Raw genomic sequence first — 16,558 nt, 5'->3', positions numbered from 1 at the left:
AGTTTGGAGAGCTAGATTCTGGTCTGATCTAGTCTGAGCTTATTGAGTTCAAATGTTCTATCCATCCTAGTACGCTGTCAAAAAGCTTGCAGATTACCTACTGAACTTCTATTAGCTCGTTGCTTGAGTGAAGCTTCTCCAACAGGGACTCAGACGGCAATTCTTTGAGCTAGTTTGGGCTAAATGGATGGGCTAACTCACAGGAGTCTACAAAAAATGTAACATAGACCAGAAGAGGATTTCATGCTGAGGCAACTCAAGAAGTTAGGGATCTAGTGAACTAAGATTCGGTGTCATGCAAAAAAAGTGGATCGCTAGGGTTGGGTTATGGCTGATATTGCCGATTGTGGTAGCTTTGAGCTGGTCTACTCCAGCGTGGGCTTTCACAGAGGAGCAGCGGTTGGTGAATGAAGTTTGGCGAATCGTCAATCGCTCTTATGTCGATGAGTCTTTCAATCATCAAAACTGGCGATCGCTGCGTCAGCAAGTCCTCAGCCGTCCACTCAACAACCGAGAAGCTGCATATGAAACGATTCAGCAAATGCTGGCTAGCTTGAACGACCCCTTCACTCGGTTGTTGCGACCCGATCAATACCGCAGCTTACAAACCAATACTTCTGGCGAGTTAACTGGAGTCGGCTTGCAAATTGCGCTCGATCCAGAGACGAGTGAGTTAAAAGTTATTGCGCCGCTTGAAAGTTCTCCAGCCGAGCAAGCTGGCATCCGCCCTGCCGACCGCATCTCGCGCATTGATGGCGTTCCTACAGCTAAGTTGACTTTGGATGAAGCTGCCGAGAAAATGCGCGGTCCCATTGGCAGTCGTGTGGTTTTGACTGTGGCCAGAGAAGGGGAGCCTGAATTAGATATTCAGGTGGTGCGCGATCGCATTGCGATTAATCCGGTTTATGCCCAGTTGCGTGAGTTTCGTGACCGCCCCACCATTGGTTATATTCGCCTGAATCAGTTCAATGCCAACGCCACCGTTGAGCTAGCCAAAGCTGTGCATCGCCTAGAGAATCAAGGAGCCGAGGGCTACATTCTCGACCTCCGCAATAATCCTGGGGGCCTGCTACAAGCTGGGGTGGAAATTGCCCGCTTGTGGCTAGACTCCGGGACTATTGTCTACACCGTGAATCGCCAAGGCATTCAAGACAGTTTTGAGGCGAACGGCCCTGCCCTGACGCAAGACCCACTGGTCGTGTTGGTGAATCAAGGTACCGCGAGCGCAAGTGAGATTCTAGCAGGGGCGTTGCAGGACAATGGTCGCGCTGAGTTAGTCGGCGAAAAAACGTTTGGCAAAGGTTTAATTCAGTCACTCTTTGAACTCTCAGATGGTTCTGGCTTAGCGGTAACGGTGGCGAAGTATGAAACTCCCAACCACCATGACATCAATAAGCTAGGCATTACGCCCGATCGCCTGGTACCTTTAGAAGCAATTACCCGCGAGCAAGTTGCTACGGAGCAGGACCAACAATATCAAGCAGCGGTCGAATTACTCACCCAGCCTTCTGTGCTAGCGGGTGCTGCCTAATTCCAGTCGCACGTATCATGACCCCTTGCATGGGGCGATCGCGTTGGATAACAGTGATCCAACCGAAGCTTTACTGATTCGCCTAATCGATACGCCTGCCTTTCAGCGGTTGCGGCGCATTCGTCAGCTTGGTCCTGCCAGCCTCACCTTTCACGGAGCAGAAGGTTCTCGCTTTACCCATTCTTTGGGCGTGATGGCGATCGCGCGGCGGGTGTTCGATCGCATTGCCAAGCGCTACCCCCAAGTACAGCCGCACCGTCCCATTGTTTTGTGTGCGGCGCTGCTACATGACATTGGGCATGGACCATTTAGCCATACGAGCGAAGAGATTTTTGGTAATCATCATGAAGCTTGGACCAAGCGGATTCTGCGAGAATCTACTCCCGTTCGTCAACTTTTAGACTACTTTGACCCTAGCTTGGTGGACAGCTTGGAGCAGGTCTATTTGAAGAAATATCCGGTTCCCTTTGTCTGGCAGTTAGTGTCCAGTCAGCTTGACTGCGATCGCCTCGACTACCTAATGCGAGATAGTTACTTCACAGGCGCTTCCTACGGCAAGCTCGACCTCGATCGGATTTTAATGGCGCTGAGCTACGACCCGGTAAGTCAGCAGTTGGTGGTCGCTCGTAAAGGTATGGCTGCGATCGAGCATTATTTGATCGTGCGCTATTTCATGTACGCCCAGGTTTACAACCATCCCAAAAATATTGCCGCAACTTGGGTATTGGAGCAAGCTTTTAGACGCGCCTGTGAGCAATTTGCTTTAGGTGGTATTGAAGCAGATGATACGGTCACAGCTTGGCTAACTCAATCAAAGCTTCCTGGAGAAGGTAGTTCTCTCTTAGGGGCTCCAGTGAAGCTGTTACCGCTGGCCCATTACCTGGCAGCCGATGATGGTGTGCTAACTTACCACTTGCAGCGCTGGCAGCACTGCGCCGATCCAGTGTTGGCAGATTTGTGTCGCCGTTTTCTCGATCGCGATCTCTTGAAAGCTCTAGATATTTCTAGCTTGAATGTAAATGAGCAAGAACATTTGATGCAGCAAGTATCGATTTGGCTAGCTCAAGTCGGTTTTAGCGCAACTCACTATGCTGGAATTCGTGTTGCCTGTAGCCGTGGTTACACTATCTACCAACGGGGCATTAGGTTACAAACCGCCGCTGGATTGCAAGAAATTAGTGAATTGTCGCCTCTAGTAAAAACTCTGATCCAACCTGTGAAACGAGCCTGGCTTATCTATCCTTCAGAGATCGAGTCTTCGCTCTCAAACTTTTACCCTAAACTCAATTCAGCTTGAGTCTTTCTACTGGTAGCCGTTGTATCTCTCTAGCTATAGGGAACAATTTCTACAGGAGGAATGCAGGTCAAAAAAGTTACAAACAGCATTGGGTTAGAGCTTGATATAAATTGATACATCACCTATGGCAGGAAAACTTTAGATTAAAAAGCTGAGCCTGCCTACCCTATAACGCTATTGATTAAGTTTAAGAATCTACCGAGTTTAGAGTAGCCCAACCAGTGAGTTTTATCTCCCTGCTACTCTAAGCGCAAGATTTTATGAGTCATCTTTATCGTCAGCATCTCCATCAAGTTGCCCATTTTAGACACAGGCTATGTTGTTTTTACAATGAATAATAAGTATGCGTTGAAGCAGTCTTCCTGTGTGGCCCTGGGCTCCGCATTGCTGGAGTTTTTAACAGCGTTACCGGATCTGCACCTAGTACTTTTTAGTTCTCAAAATCCTCAAGTAACGCCCTGTCAGCTAGGGTTGGATCTAAAAACTGGCGCTGAGCTAAGCTCGCTACAACTTCCTGCAACCCACCCCAATAGCTATTTTAAGTTCCAGCCAGAAGGCAGAAGTCAACCTCAATCAACCTGGGTCAGTGGAGAGGAAAGCTTAAATGGTTGGCTTGCCTGCCACTTAGACCTAGAGCACTTTCCAACTCACCTCGAAACTCATCACTCGCTCTCTCAGACCCCGTTAGTTTTCATCTTGGGTATCAGCGATCGCTTCAGCATTTTGTTTCAAGCAGGGTGCCCCCTACCTTTAGAGCCTAACCACGCAAACTTAGAGCCTTTGTATCAAATTGAGCTGATTTACGACTCAACCGAAATCAGCAAGTTTTGTGCCCATCTACAACTCCAGGTCTCGACTGTAGTGGCGATCGCCCCTGCTTTTGAGACAGCGATTGCTAGCTGGGTAGCCCAGAGCAATGTCCCAGAGCTGCAAAGTGAGATTACATTAAAGCTGCTGATGGCCCTAGAAGCCAATGGTGCAACGCAAGCACTAACCTCAACCAATCACAGCATGAGTCCAAACTCCCAAGCTGTGGCGGCTCGGCCCAGTACCAAAACTATCTATCAACAACCTCATTGGTTGCAGCAGGAAAAACTTCTGCACGAACTGTTGCATGTCAGTAGCAGTTCCTTAGAGCCGCAAACGATTCTGCGCCGCTCTGCTGAAGTGATTCGGACAATTTTTAATGTTAGTCGTTGCCTGATTGCTTTTTATAGCGCTAAAGATCAGCGTGTCATCTGGGGTGCGATCGCGCGATCGCCCGAACTGCTGACTGGGGACCGCCATACCCATTATCCTGCTTGGGCAACCGTAGAGCAGCTCATCCACAAGCATCACCACCTGAGCACTTGGGTATCTGATGAATTTCCTCTGCTAGCGGAGCATACGGAAGTTCGCGAGTCTGGGGTTGCTAGGGCGGCGCTCTCCAGTTGGACCCAATCTCACCCGAAGCACGCCGATAAATGGGTAGGAGGGTTTCTTTGCATTGAGCAATGGGAGCGCGATCGCATTTGGCAACCCGAAGAAATGTATTTGCTCCACATGGTGATTCACCAAATTGAGCAAGTGCTCTATCAAGCTTTGGTTTACCAACAAGCCGAAGAACGTGTACAACGAGCGGCTCTGGTCAATCGCCTCGTAGCCCAAATTCGAGCCTCACTAGACCTGTCTCATATTTTTGAAACAGTAGTGATGGAGTTGGGGCAACTGGTGGTAGTTGATTGCTGTAGCATTTTTCAATATCTTGAAGACCCTCAAGACTGGCAAGTCCAAACGGAGTATCGGTTGCAGCCAGAAGCATCCTCCACCGTGGATGCCACGGTTTTTGCCCCCATTCATCCTCACTCCGCTCGCCTACGTAACCTGCAAACGGTACAAGTCAGCGATGCTCGTACTCTCCGCCCCTGGCATCCAGAAAAGCCACCGACTCAGGTTTCCGGAGCTTGGTTAATGGTGCCGATTCATTATCACCAAAAGCTCTGGGGCTGCATTTCGTTCCGCCAGGACCACTACCCACGCTACTGGCATGAGTCAGAAGTGGAACTGCTAACGACCGTGGCGGATCAACTAGCGATCGCCATTCACCAAGCCACCCTTTACCAACAGATTCAGCAACACAACCAAACCTTAGAAGCGCAGGTTGCCCAACGAACCGCAGAGCTAGAATACTTCTTTGATGCTCTACCCGATCACATTTTTGTCATGCACCGGGAGGGCATGACTTTATCGTTTTGCAATCATGCATTTGCCAAGTCCATTGGTTACGAAGACCGCCAAAATATTCAGGGCCAATCAATTTTTGGTTGTCTACCTAGCAACTTGCTCAACCATTTTGCTGAACAAAATTTGCAAGTATTTCAATCGGGTCAGACGTTGCACACGCAAGAAACCATTGTCTTTCCGAGCGGAATGCGTCATCTAGACACCTTCAAAGTGCCCCTCAAAAAACCAGATGGCGAAGTTTATGGCCTACTTGGCACTTCACGGGACATCACCGAGCTGATTGAAACTCGCCAAGCGCTATCAGAGCGAACCGAACAACTTCAAGACGCTTTAGCTGCTGCTTGTAAAGCCAGTCAGGCTAAAAGTGAGTTTTTGGCGACCATGAGCCACGAGCTGCGTACGCCTCTCACTTCAGTGATTGGCATGTCTTCTGCACTACTGAATCGGCTCTTTGGTTCGTTAACTCCTAAGCAAAGTGAGTATCTAGGCATTATTCACAACAGCGGTACTCACTTACTGCAATTAATTAACGATATTTTAGATTTATCCAAAATTGAAGCGGGCAAAGCTTCTCTACAAATCAGTCGCTTTTCCCTGCAAGAAGTGGCCGAACAAAGTGTTGCCTCTTTAAGTGAAAAGGCACAGGGTCAAAAATTAGTTTTGACAACTGATTTAGTAGGTCTACAAAAATGCGATCGCTTTGTAGGAGATCAGCGCAGAGTTAAACAAATTCTCTTGAATTTGTTATCAAATGCTATCAAGTTCACCCCCTCAGGCGGCCAAGTTTGGTTGCGGCTGCGGTGCGATGGCAATATAGTCACCATCGAGGTAGAAGATACAGGCATTGGCATTGCGGCAGACAAGCATCACTTGCTGTTTGAAGCTTTTCAGCAAATTGACAGCGCCTTAAACCGTAAGCACGAAGGAACTGGGTTAGGACTAGCTTTGACACGCCAGCTCGTTGAAATGCATGACGGCAGCATCAGCTTCAAATCTCAAGTCGGAGTAGGCACCGTTTTCACCGTACATCTGCAAGCCCAGTTACCGAAAGGAGAGATCAGTTGGCCACCCAGCTCTAAGGCCACGGAAGTTTAGCCGTCTCCAGGGTGAATACCCCCTACTCCCGCTAAATCCTGTTCTCAAGCTTCAACAGTAGAGCGATCGCAGCTCAAGAAGAAGCATAGGGCAAGTCATCGCGCTCATAGCGGCGGCGATACAACAATTCCAACTGCCCGCCGTATTCTTGAATGAGCGCAATTTGCCGTTGATATAACCCTCGGAAGGTATTGGCAAATAGCAGCGTAAAGATAGCCACAATTAATCCAGAGGCAGTAGAAATCAAGGCTTCACTAATGCCAGCCGTTACCCCAGTGGCATTAGTACCCCCCAAATCTCCGACCCGCAATGAGGCAAAAGAGCCAATCAAGCCCAAAATGGTCCCCAGCAGACCTAGGAGGGGTGCAATGCTAATGATGGTCTCAAAGATGGTATTAAAGCGCTTGAGCAAGGGCAGCTCCGCTTGGGCCGCACTTTCTAAAGCCAAGCGAAATTCCTCTGGTGAGGGCTGCTCTAGTTCCATCGCAGTCAAAAAAATGCGAGTGATGGGCAGATCAGCATTCTGCTCTAGTCTCTGAAATGCCGCTTGAGGACTGCGCTTGTATAAGCTCAGCGCTTCGCGCACTACACGGTCTTGCCGTTGGGTAATCCGGAACCAAAAGGCAGCTCGCTCCAAAATCAAAGCCACTGCCAGGATCGAAAATCCCAACAATGGCCACATTACAACGCCGCCTAAGATAAATAAGTTCGCGAATGCCATGCTAGATCAGCTTCAAGAAGAGAAACAAGTTCACCTTGAACAGCTTACCAGTTCAGACTTGAGTTCGAGACGCGATCGCTCGCCTTTAGACTCCCAACTCAAAAGCCACTAACCGTTGCCTGGGAAGCGATCGATCTGAGCATAACCACTAAAAATCAGCTTTTTGCCTTGAGTCTCCAAACGATTGATCCGCATCATCACCCCATCTAAGTTGAAGCGATCGAGATCAACCATTTCATTCAAAACTTGAGCAAAAGCTTTAGTCAAAATTTCAGAGATAGCGCGTAAAGATTCATCCACCGCCTCTGGCTCAAACTGAGAATTTTGAAACAAAATCCGTCGCCGTCTTTCCACGTCAAGGGTTGCAGTCATACTAACTGGAACAGCATCACAGTTAGGTAAATCAGTTTTAGCCAAGATTTTGACTTGATTATCGGGCAGCAATTGTAGCTGCACTTCGCGAAATGAAACTGGCTCTCCCCCAGACAGGTTGGTTAGTTCCGGCATGGTGAGATTTTGCAGACGCTTTTGTACCAGCTCAGACTGAAACGCTTGGTTGATGCCGTCTTCGGTCAAGGTGACTTGAGCCACAGCTTGGGTTGACTGCTTTAAACGAATTTTGCCACCCAAAATTGACCCAAAATCAATTGAAACTGCATCCGTCTCAAATGACATTTCCTCGACCCAAAAATCCTTGCGGATGATGAGGCCACGACCGCTCATCTTGAAGCTGTCAATGCTGCCCTGGAGGAGTTTGCTGGAAGGGAAGCAACGGACAGCAACCTCCACTGATTCGCTCTGGGTAAACAGATGACGAATACTTTGGCTGGCAACCGTGTTGAGCATACGCTCACCAAAGTCGGTGCCTGAGCCGGGAGGAGTTGTCAAACCAGAAAGACCGCCAAACATGCAGGTTCTCAATTGAAACAGCTCTTCACCTTTTGTAACAAAATATGAAGAACACAGCAATCAATTTGTAACCTTGGGCTTAGTTAAAGATATTAACCCATAAGGCCCAAAGATGCGATCGCCGACTTGAAAATCCACAAGTAGGTTTACCTGAAAGGCTTACAAGTAAATGATCCCAAGCAACTTACAGCCTAGAAAAATACTTTTCTTTTAGGTAGTGACTAGATAAGTTTATCTAATTGCTAGCCCAGGATATTTCAATGCGTAGTGGCCTGTCAGAGATGCGGCCACGAACCCAAGCACTAAAACTTCTGAGCCAGCGTTAGGCCAATTTTAGGTCTAGAAAATTTCTTCTAGCCGCCGAACCCAGTAATTGAGCGAAGGGAGTGGGTCACGGTTATAGAACGAGGGTGAAACGCCAGCAAATACATAGTAGATTTCGCCTTCATCACTCACTTCAAACGTCGCATCAAACTCTCTAGCCCAGCCGTCTAAATGCCGACGAGCGATCGCAGGTTCCAAACGAGCTGCCGCTGAAAAATCTAACAAAGATAATCGGCCTTGCTTAATGTGCAAAGTTTGAAAAAATCGCTCTCGGATCAGCCGTCGTTTCGCCGATGCCCCTAGAAACAGCAAGCCAGCGCCAATCAAGGCAGGTGCTAAGCCAAAGAAAACCAGCAACATAGAGAGCAACGCTAGAATCCCCCCTGTAGCATGACTCGCAGCAATACCTAGCAAGATGGCAGTAGAAACGGTGCCACCGCTAAAGAGCAATGCGATTCCCAGGGCCTTTCCAACTAAACTTAAAATCCAATTCATTGCTTTGGCTGACCTGTCTGTTGATGGTTGATTCCAAGCACTTACCTACCCCTAGGCTAACTTGTTCTTCAGTAAACCTGCATGGTCTCTTGATGCAGGCCAACCTCTCAACCCGCAATTCTTGCACTATGTACAAGCGGCAAAAAGATTGTATTAAGAATCACTGCAATCTGTTGAGCTAGTTATTGTGGCAGGGCAGTCTGAAGAAGCAGTGCTTCTAAAGTGACTTAGTTCAGCGCCGAACCATGATGCATACTCTCAATCACACGCTTGAAAAAAATATTTTGGAAGCGGATGGTCGCTATCTCAGCTCTCGCGAGTTGGATCCGCTAGAACAATATCTCCAAAGTTACAAAGTCCGTTTAGAAACCTATCAGCAGTTGCGCGATCAAAGCGACAAGCTGGTTCTACAATCCCTGCGTAAGTTAGCTCAAGCTTACCCAGAAATTATTCAGCAACATGGTCAGCGCTGTAAGTACGACATGACCGAGGTTTTGCGCTATATTGCTGTCTCAATTCTGCGAGACGATGAAGTTTTCTTTAAAGAACAAATGATGTCTTGGCTCGACACAATTTTGCAGGCCCACCGCAAAACCAGCCAATGCATGATCGCCTATCGCGCTTTACAAGAAGCCATTACTAGCGGTTTGTCTCCTGCTAGTGGTAGTTTGGTACGCCCCTACCTCGATATTGTGCTGCAATCACTTCAGTCCCACGCTTAACCACAAAGCTTTCCTAACTCCATATGCCCGATTCAGGTATTTCACCTCAATACCTTTACGGGAAACCCACAATGAACCAAGTTCAGCCGATTACAGTCAGCCGCCACTCTTCCCAAGAAGAGCGTCGCTTTGCTTTGACTCAAATTTATCGCCAAGTGCTAGAGCGACAACCCTATACCTACGAGCGTCAGAGTCTGGCTCAAATTGAGAAAAATTTCTTGAAAGATAAAATTGGAGTGAGACGGTTTCTCAAAGAATTAGGTCATTCAGAAGTTTTTCTGCAAGCTTTTTACCACCACGCTTCTAATCTCAAGTTCTTAGATTGGTGCTTCAAAAAGTTCATGGGCCGCGCTCCCATGAATCAAGAAGAAATCCAACTTTATTGCGATATTTTGATGAAGCAAGGAGTGGGTCAGTTCGTGACCACCATACTTGATTCAGAAGAGTATCGGAAGGCTTTTGGCTGCTTCACTGTGCCTTACCCACGGGAGCAGAAGTATTATGCGTCTCCCAAGGCATATTTAGAATCTCAATTGTTGAATCACGAGCATTTTGGTCAGCGGGGTTGGGGCGTTCCGACTCATTACTGGCATCAGTTAGGGCTTAATTGCGATGGAGGCGTGTGTCGCCATCCTGAAGCTGATGAAGTCTTAGCTCCCCTTAGTTCTCAAGATGAAGATGGAGAACTCTGGGATTTAGTGAAGTTGTTTGAATCTTCTGACCCTGGGCAGGTGGTAGCAGCGCTTTCAATGGAGCAGCGTCGGGCTTTGCGCAAAGCGATGCTTTAGAAACTCACGCAGCTTCTAGGAATAAATCTAGGGGTAAGTGCCCATAGGTTTCATTGATGCCATTACTCAGAGCCGACTGGCAGGAAACCAAAACTCCAAGATGAGAGCCTGGGTAAGGGCTGGCATAGCATAAGCCTGTTTTAGAGTTGAATTTGATGTAAGTTGGCCCCTCGATCGAGTCCACTGTTACTTCGTCTGCGTTGTAGCCCAAGGCTGGCAAATAACTCTTGAGAGCGGCTAAACCCTGAGTCAGGGTATCAGCACAAATACCGAACATCTGATAGTCGCAAAGATTCGTCACGAATAGGAGTGCTTGCCGAACTAGAGCATTTGAGGGTGGGGGCTCAGTAGCGCCTTGCTCGATACAAGTAAAGGTTTGAAGGATTTTGTGCGCTGCTTCAACTGTCAGCTCTGGCAGGGGTTGCATTAGGGTTCAGGATGCTTTAATTAACGGATTCTGATCCTTACCTTACCTGTTAGGGCGATCGCTCTCTCAATATCACCCTCAATTTATCGCTCTTGCCAAGGTACGATTGTAAACCTCAGGTTGTGCCAAAACCTGTACAGACAATTCAGCAATGTCTTCTAGGCTAGCTACTTCCAAGGAGCGATCGCCTGTTATTTCTGTTGATTGGTGGAGACGAATGATCGTGTGTGGAATCCCACTCGATCGCACCCATTCTTCGTCCTCTGAAAACGAGGTTGAATCACTCTCTGAGTGATCTGACTGGGGAGAGGTAGCGACGCTAAACAAGACAAACTGAGGTAGGGTGGGTCCGCCGTAAGCTTTGACAGAGGCAATTTCGAGCTGAAAAGGGCCAGGAGTGAACTGAGGGTTCAGCGCTCCGTCGTACTCAAATTTGCTCAACATAAATTGGCAGGAACAGATCCGGTTGGGATCGATCGGGCCATCGTTAGGTACAGTTTTAGCCCGGAAGACTGGCACTAAAGCACTGAAGGGGATTTCGATATCCATCCATTGATCAGAAACGGTAGCAAAGGAATGGGAATAAGCGACACCATCCCATTTTTCCTCAGTTCGCAGCAGAAACTTATAGCGGTTGCCGTCGCCCTTGACTCGTAGCTTGATGCCTTGGTAATTGCCTAGAGCGATCGCGGATGAGAAGTTACGAGTGCGGATGGAAGCAAATCCACCGGAGTTGGCAGTTGAGACATTGCCTACAAATAAGGCACTGCTGTCGCTGAGGTGCACCTCGCTTTGGCTCACTCCGCCCATCACCACATCATCAACCGCGCCCCAAAGCTCTTTTAGACTTGTAGAGGGGTAAGTGAAATCAAAAAAGGTTGTTTCTCCAGGCTGGCTTAGGACAGGAGCAGCAGCTTGTGCCAAATTTTGTACATCAAAAAATGCGGTTGGGCTCTGGGCATTGATGCCAGCAGATAGTAGGGCAGTATCAGGACAATAAAGGATCGCGTCAATACTACCCAAAGTCTTCGAAGTTAGCGTGTCGGGTTGGGTGACGTCTGCCACGATCAAGTCTGCCTCCCCACCCAAAATTTCTTGCCCTTGCGATAAATTGGGTACGAGCGATCGCACTTGATACCCTTGCGCGAGTAACCGCTGAACGACTTGCTGCCCCAGAGCGCTGGTTGCGCCTGCTACTAAAACCACACCCATGCGCTTTGCTCCAGTTGGGGAATTGATCGGATGCTGAGTTTGGCCTTTGAACAGTCGTTGTAAGCAACTGAAAAGAGGAATGACATCAAAGTAGGCCAACGTTTTTAGAAATCGGCCTGCATCCCATGAAGTGGAGTTTCTAGGGGCCATACTGCTTTTTCAACAATTCTCTCAAGTGTATGGAGCAATTTTGTCTCCACTCATTAAAGTAGCGAACAAACCTTATTCGCCAGATCTTCATTTTGGTAGGGTTGCTCGGTCCAATTAGCAGGTGAGCCGATTAGGTCACGGTACATGACCTCTGCTGTTTGGCAATTCACATTCAACTGCTTGAACTCAAAGACCCCGTTACACAGGGAACCGCCAACTTCTCCGCGCATTTGAAGAACTCTCACAGTCAGCAGGGGTGAGTTGTCTGATGCTTGAGACAGAGTGGCAGGATTGGCATAGTTGCTACAGCCGCTTCTTGTGTCTTCTAGCAATAAGCTGTAGCGCTCGGTAACAAAATCGTAGGTTTCTTGATCGGGCAAAGCAGCACGAACAGGAACAATGCTAGCTAGAGAAAGCGCGATCGCCGTTATCAGAGTGAGAGTTTGTTTCATATCCTTAGGAGTGAAGGTACTAAGCATGACAAGATATGCTCCAGTTTCAACCTCCAGGTTTTCGGCAAAGTGTAGTTCAAACCTCTTTAGGTTCGATCGCCTACTACACTCAATCCCACAGGCCAGAATCTTGGTTTCCAGCCAATAGCGATGAGTTACCTCCACTCGTTTTTTTACACAGCTTTGGAGGTGGAGCTTCCGCTTATGAGTGGTCTAAGGTTTATGCTGCTTTTGCCACTACTCACCGGATTATTGCGCCAGACTTAATAGGTTGGGGACAATCCGCCCATCCGGTGCGCGATTACCAAGTGGCTGATTATTTAACAACTTTAGGGGAGTTTCTGCAACAGGTATCTGAGCAACCTGTCTGTGTCGTTGCGGCTTCTCTTACAGGGGCGATCGCGATTCGCTTAGCCATTCAACAGCCCCATCTCTTGCGATCGCTCTTTCTGGTCTGCCCCGCTGGATTTGACGACTTTGGGCAAAGCGCAGGCCGTCGCCTCCCTCTGCAATTAATCCGCACGCCCCTACTGGATAGCCTCATTTACACAGTAGGAGCGACAAATGAAGTGGCAGTACGGAACTTTCTGGAGCGATTTCTTTTCGCTCGGCCAGAGCGGGTTTCTACAGAAATGGTGGCTGCTTACTTAGCTTCCGCTCAGCAACCCAATGCTGAATATGCGGCACTGGCTTTTTTACGCGGTGATCTCTACTTTGACTTAGCTCAATATTTAGGACAGCTCACTGTACCAACTTGTATGGTATGGGGGGAGCAAGCCCAATTTACGAGTGTTAGTCTAGGGCAGCGTTTGGCTCAACTGAACCCCGAGGCAGTGCAAGCTTTTCAAGTGATTCCAGACGCAGGCGTATTGCCACAGTTGGAACAACCCGCAATTGTGATTGGGTTGCTATACCGATACCTACAAAGCCTCTAGATTCTTTAAGCCCGTTCTCTATTCGGCATTGCTGCACCAACAACCAGATCAGACAAAACTGGATTTCTGTCAGCATCGATCCGGATGCGGACTTCCTGAATGCAATCCCCCAGGTAAGAGAGCAGTGTATAGATAAAAATTAGTACCCCCACCATCTCTAGAGCTTCTTCGCAGGTCATCATTAGCGTATAGACTCCTGCCTCCAGGCTAAGTCTTAAGCCTTGCGTCCCCCAAATGCGCGTCCCATACTGGTTGGCATAGGCCCCGTCTATCATTTCCATGCCTAAAGTCCCAGCAACGTAGAGCGTGCCTGCGAGCAAAACCAGTCGCTTGGTGCGGGGAGGCAAATCAGTCAAAAACTTGAGATAGGCGATCGCGACAACGCCCACAAAAACGGCACCGGGAACTACCCAGGCAAAGTGTAGAACTCCACCACCATTGCTACCGAGCAAAGCTCTAAGCGGTTCAATGGTTTTTTCATGAATACTAGTCCATTCGTCAGCACCGAGGAAGAGAAAAATACAAGACAGAAATCCCCAATGCCAAACATAGCGATCGCGATTTTGACGCTTAACCCAAGTAATGAACGCTAGCAGAAGAGCGCAAATAAATAGCGTTGCCGCCGAATACAAACTAGGCAGATTTTTTTCTCGATCTAGATCAAAGACATGAGCCAACGACGTAATCCACTGGCGATCGCCACCCCATAGAACCTTGGAAAGTTGCCCTAACAGACTAAAGGAAAGCAAGCCTAGGACAACGAACGCTAGAAATTTAACAACTTTTCTAGAGGAGATAGAAATCATGGTTGCTCGGTACCTTCGAAGCGTGGACTCAGCAAGTTAGCAGAAAAAGTCATCCACCCTAATGAGACAAGGACAAAACAGGTATATTTTCCTGCTTTAGATAGAAGCTAATGCAGGAGAAGACATGGTAGAAGAGCAACCTTTAATCAGAAATTCCAGCCTTAGAAACGGTTAAGCAAAGGTTAATTTTAATTTAATCTCTACTTAATTTGGCTTGACTTATTTAATCTCTGTTTAAACTAACGATGTATTTTTAGCGATATTTGATGAAGTTTGTGTAAAGCAAAAACTGCCAGAGGCTGAGAACCAAACTCAAGCTAGAACAAGCTCTAAAGCTTTCATGTGCTAAATATTACCAAGGCATGATTGGTAATCTCTGTACTATTACTGCCTTGCTCGATGCCAACGAACTCATCAAAGACTTAGGAGAAATAAGCTCAACCGTTAGCGCTCTAAATTCAATTGCTCTGCCAAAAGTTGATTTTGTTCTACAGTCAAAATCACTTTTTGGTAAAACTCATTTTTTAGGTCGAGAATTAAATAGTTTTTGTCATCTGTGACATACCAAAACTCCCGACCCTGATCTGTGTAATAAGTCCCAGCTTTAATTACACCTGGCACAAAGGTTCCAGGTAGCTTTACTTCTTTCCAGATGAGTGTTTTCCAATTACTTGAAAGCGCGGTTGTGGTAACTCGCTCGATGTGATCAAGAGGGATTTGCCAAGTGTAATTGAACTGCAAAGCCCAGAGTTTTTCCCAGAAGTTAAGTTCAATGCAAAGTTTGTTGCTGTTAATAGTCACATGCATTGAAGTTTTGCTTCCCTGGTTGAAGACTACACAACGCGGTTTTGCCGAATACACTCGTTATACCAATGGTAGCTAGCCTTAGGAATCCGGGCTTGGGTGGGGTAGTCGGTGTAAACAATCCCGAAGCGGCGATCGTAGCCCCAAGCCCACTCAAAGTTATCCATAAACGTCCAGAGAAAATAACCTTTAAGTGGGTAACCTTCACTAATCGCTCTCTGAGCCGACTTGAGGTGTTGCCGCAGATACATAATGCGATCGCTATCGATCACAGTGCCATCGGGTCGCAATTCGTCTTGAGCGGCACACCCATTCTCGGTAATAAAAACGGGCAAGTCAGGTCTGCCTAGAGTTTCGCTGATGTGGCGAATGCTCCAATAAATACTTTCCGGTACGATATGTAGCCAAGGCATGTGCATGCGAGGATAACCAGCAGGGAATTCGAGGACTTCGTATCCTTGTTGATTGTCGGCCGCTTGGACGTAGCTACCGAAGTAGATGTTGAGGCCAATGGCATCTAAAGGTTGGTGAATATTTTCTAGGTCGCCATCTTGAATGTCTGGGGCATTAGCACCCAGTTTTTCCAGTAAATCTGGGTTATAGGCTCCAGTTAAAACTGGAAAAATAATTCCACCGTTGGACATAAGAGAGCCAAACGCTTTTTGGGCAGCAACAATGTGCTCTGGCGACTCGATCAATGGCACTGTGGTAGTAAAGTTGTCTACCAAAGCCACGGAGCAAGGCCCAGGAGAAGCTGCCCGAATCGCTTGACAACCCAACCCATGACCCAAGATGGCATGGTGAGAGGTTTGCCACACTTCTTTCAGCGTCTTAACGGTAGTTCCTGGGGCATGAACCGGGATTTGGTTAACTGCGTAGCCCATGTGGGTAAAGCAAGAAATCTCGTTGATCGTCATCCAGTGGGTAATGCGATCGCCTAAACGACTGACTACTGCGCTCACATAGTCAGCATAGGCGTGGGCCATGTCTCGGCTTTGCCAAGATCCAAAGCGGTCTTCTAAAGCTTGGGGGCTATCCCAATGAAACAGGGTGGCGTGAGGTGTGATGCCATGTTCCTGGAGACAATCAACTAAACGCTTGTAAAAATCGATACCTGCTTCGTTCACTGGACCTATACCAGTCGGCACAATCCGAGGCCAAGCGATGCTGAAGCGGTAATGCTTAATTCCCAATTGGGCCATTAAGGCGATATCTTCTTTGTAGTGATGGTAATGCTCACAGGCACTTTCGCCTGTATCTCCGTTTAGAACGCGTCCCGGAGTCGCACTGAAGGTATCCCAAACACTGGGCTTTCGGCCATCTTCTGCAACTGCCCCCTCAATTTGGTAGGAGGCAGTGGCTACGCCCCAAGTAAAATCATCTGGGAATGAGTAGCTGGCCATAGAACCTCCAATGCGGCTAAATTCCTGCCACTGAATCTGTCGGGTACTGTCTCTTCAGGGTACTAGTCTCAGTCAGCGATCGCCCATGAAATTGCGCTACTTTTCCTGACTATTCGTTAGTGGGGGTGAACCATGCTAAGGAGTGGTGCGTCAAGGTTAGCAGAAAGCATAGAATTTCACCATAAAAGAGCGATTCTCCACAAGTTTGCTTAAATTTGAGGGTACTCTTTTACTGGGGAATCACTTGCTGTCGTGCTAGGAACG

Annotated in this window: 15 protein-coding genes; 6 read left to right on the top strand and 9 right to left on the bottom strand. The window is 47.9% G+C overall.

Features of this window, described 5'->3' with window-relative positions; genetic code table 11:
* Positions 1-295 precede the first annotated feature (295 nt).
* The 3 genes from ctpA (at position 296) to H6F68_RS10920 (ending at position 6,146) form a co-directional block, all read left to right on the top strand.
* On the top strand, positions 296-1,531 hold the full coding sequence (gene ctpA, locus H6F68_RS10930) for a carboxyl-terminal processing protease CtpA (RefSeq protein WP_190558930.1): 1,236 nt from the start codon (positions 296-298) through the stop codon (positions 1,529-1,531).
* Positions 1,521-2,828, top strand: coding sequence for an HD domain-containing protein (locus tag H6F68_RS10925; protein ID WP_190558928.1), 1,308 nt, complete (start codon positions 1,521-1,523; stop codon positions 2,826-2,828). Before ctpA ends, H6F68_RS10925 begins: the two co-directional genes overlap by 11 nt.
* A 330-nt stretch (positions 2,829-3,158) precedes the next feature.
* Positions 3,159-6,146: an ATP-binding protein gene (locus tag H6F68_RS10920; RefSeq protein ID WP_190558926.1), complete on the top strand. Its 2,988-nt coding sequence runs from the start codon at positions 3,159-3,161 to the stop codon at positions 6,144-6,146.
* Between the two features lie 73 nt (positions 6,147-6,219).
* Here H6F68_RS10920 and H6F68_RS10915 read toward each other — a convergent pair whose 3' ends face one another.
* The 3 genes from H6F68_RS10915 to H6F68_RS10905 all read right to left on the bottom strand — a co-directional run bounded on the left by H6F68_RS10915 (position 6,220) and on the right by H6F68_RS10905 (position 8,595).
* Positions 6,220-6,867 carry a MotA/TolQ/ExbB proton channel family protein gene (locus H6F68_RS10915; protein WP_190432878.1) on the bottom strand — a complete coding sequence of 216 codons (648 nt, stop codon included), beginning with the start codon at positions 6,865-6,867 and terminating at the stop codon, positions 6,220-6,222.
* Positions 6,868-6,975: 108 nt separating this feature from the next.
* Positions 6,976-7,776: a DUF2993 domain-containing protein gene (locus tag H6F68_RS10910; RefSeq protein WP_190432875.1), complete on the bottom strand. Its 801-nt coding sequence runs from the start codon at positions 7,774-7,776 to the stop codon at positions 6,976-6,978.
* Between the two features lie 339 nt (positions 7,777-8,115).
* Positions 8,116-8,595, bottom strand: coding sequence for a hypothetical protein (locus H6F68_RS10905; RefSeq protein WP_190558924.1), 480 nt, complete (start codon positions 8,593-8,595; stop codon positions 8,116-8,118).
* 245 nt (positions 8,596-8,840) lie between these two features.
* Here H6F68_RS10905 and H6F68_RS10900 point away from each other — a divergent pair, with 245 nt between their 5' ends.
* Both H6F68_RS10900 and H6F68_RS10895 read left to right on the top strand, forming a co-directional pair.
* Positions 8,841-9,317: a hypothetical protein gene (locus H6F68_RS10900; RefSeq protein WP_242065452.1), complete on the top strand. Its 477-nt coding sequence runs from the start codon at positions 8,841-8,843 to the stop codon at positions 9,315-9,317.
* 71 nt (positions 9,318-9,388) lie between these two features.
* Positions 9,389-10,105 carry a phycobilisome rod-core linker polypeptide gene (locus H6F68_RS10895; protein ID WP_190558922.1) on the top strand — a complete coding sequence of 239 codons (717 nt, stop codon included), beginning with the start codon at positions 9,389-9,391 and terminating at the stop codon, positions 10,103-10,105.
* 4 nt (positions 10,106-10,109) lie between these two features.
* Here H6F68_RS10895 and H6F68_RS10890 read toward each other — a convergent pair whose 3' ends face one another.
* The 3 genes from H6F68_RS10890 to H6F68_RS10880 all read right to left on the bottom strand — a co-directional run bounded on the left by H6F68_RS10890 (position 10,110) and on the right by H6F68_RS10880 (position 12,373).
* A complete protein-coding gene (locus H6F68_RS10890) occupies positions 10,110-10,532 on the bottom strand; it encodes a DUF1824 family protein (protein WP_190558920.1) in 423 nt (140 codons plus the stop codon).
* Positions 10,533-10,610: 78 nt separating this feature from the next.
* Positions 10,611-11,894 carry a CIA30 family protein gene (locus H6F68_RS10885; RefSeq protein ID WP_190558918.1) on the bottom strand — a complete coding sequence of 428 codons (1,284 nt, stop codon included), beginning with the start codon at positions 11,892-11,894 and terminating at the stop codon, positions 10,611-10,613.
* A gap of 53 nt (positions 11,895-11,947) precedes the next feature.
* Positions 11,948-12,373 carry a hypothetical protein gene (locus tag H6F68_RS10880; protein WP_190558916.1) on the bottom strand — a complete coding sequence of 142 codons (426 nt, stop codon included), beginning with the start codon at positions 12,371-12,373 and terminating at the stop codon, positions 11,948-11,950.
* An 8-nt stretch (positions 12,374-12,381) separates the two neighbouring features.
* On the opposite strand from H6F68_RS10880, the gene H6F68_RS10875 reads away from it, so the two are divergent.
* Positions 12,382-13,281, top strand: a complete 900-nt coding sequence (locus tag H6F68_RS10875) for an alpha/beta fold hydrolase (RefSeq protein WP_190558914.1) — start codon at positions 12,382-12,384, stop codon at positions 13,279-13,281.
* Positions 13,282-13,286: 5 nt separating this feature from the next.
* On the opposite strand, the gene H6F68_RS10870 is transcribed toward H6F68_RS10875, so the two are convergent.
* The 3 genes from H6F68_RS10870 to H6F68_RS10860 all read right to left on the bottom strand — a co-directional run bounded on the left by H6F68_RS10870 (position 13,287) and on the right by H6F68_RS10860 (position 16,294).
* Positions 13,287-14,087 (bottom strand): hypothetical protein, encoded by an 801-nt coding sequence (locus H6F68_RS10870; protein WP_190558912.1) that lies wholly within the window; start codon positions 14,085-14,087, stop codon positions 13,287-13,289.
* Between the two features lie 444 nt (positions 14,088-14,531).
* Complete coding sequence (locus H6F68_RS10865) at positions 14,532-14,894, bottom strand: hypothetical protein (RefSeq protein ID WP_190558910.1); 363 nt, start codon at positions 14,892-14,894, stop codon at positions 14,532-14,534.
* Between the two features lie 26 nt (positions 14,895-14,920).
* Positions 14,921-16,294 (bottom strand): GH1 family beta-glucosidase, encoded by a 1,374-nt coding sequence (locus H6F68_RS10860; protein WP_190558908.1) that lies wholly within the window; start codon positions 16,292-16,294, stop codon positions 14,921-14,923.
* Positions 16,295-16,558: the final 264 nt, after the last annotated feature.

Origin of the sequence: Trichocoleus sp. FACHB-262, assembly GCF_014696035.1 — a bacterium.
Lineage (GTDB): Bacteria > Cyanobacteriota > Cyanobacteriia > FACHB-46 > FACHB-46 > Trichocoleus.
Note: the sequence above shows the minus strand (reverse complement) of the source record. Positions and strands in the feature narration are given on the sequence as shown.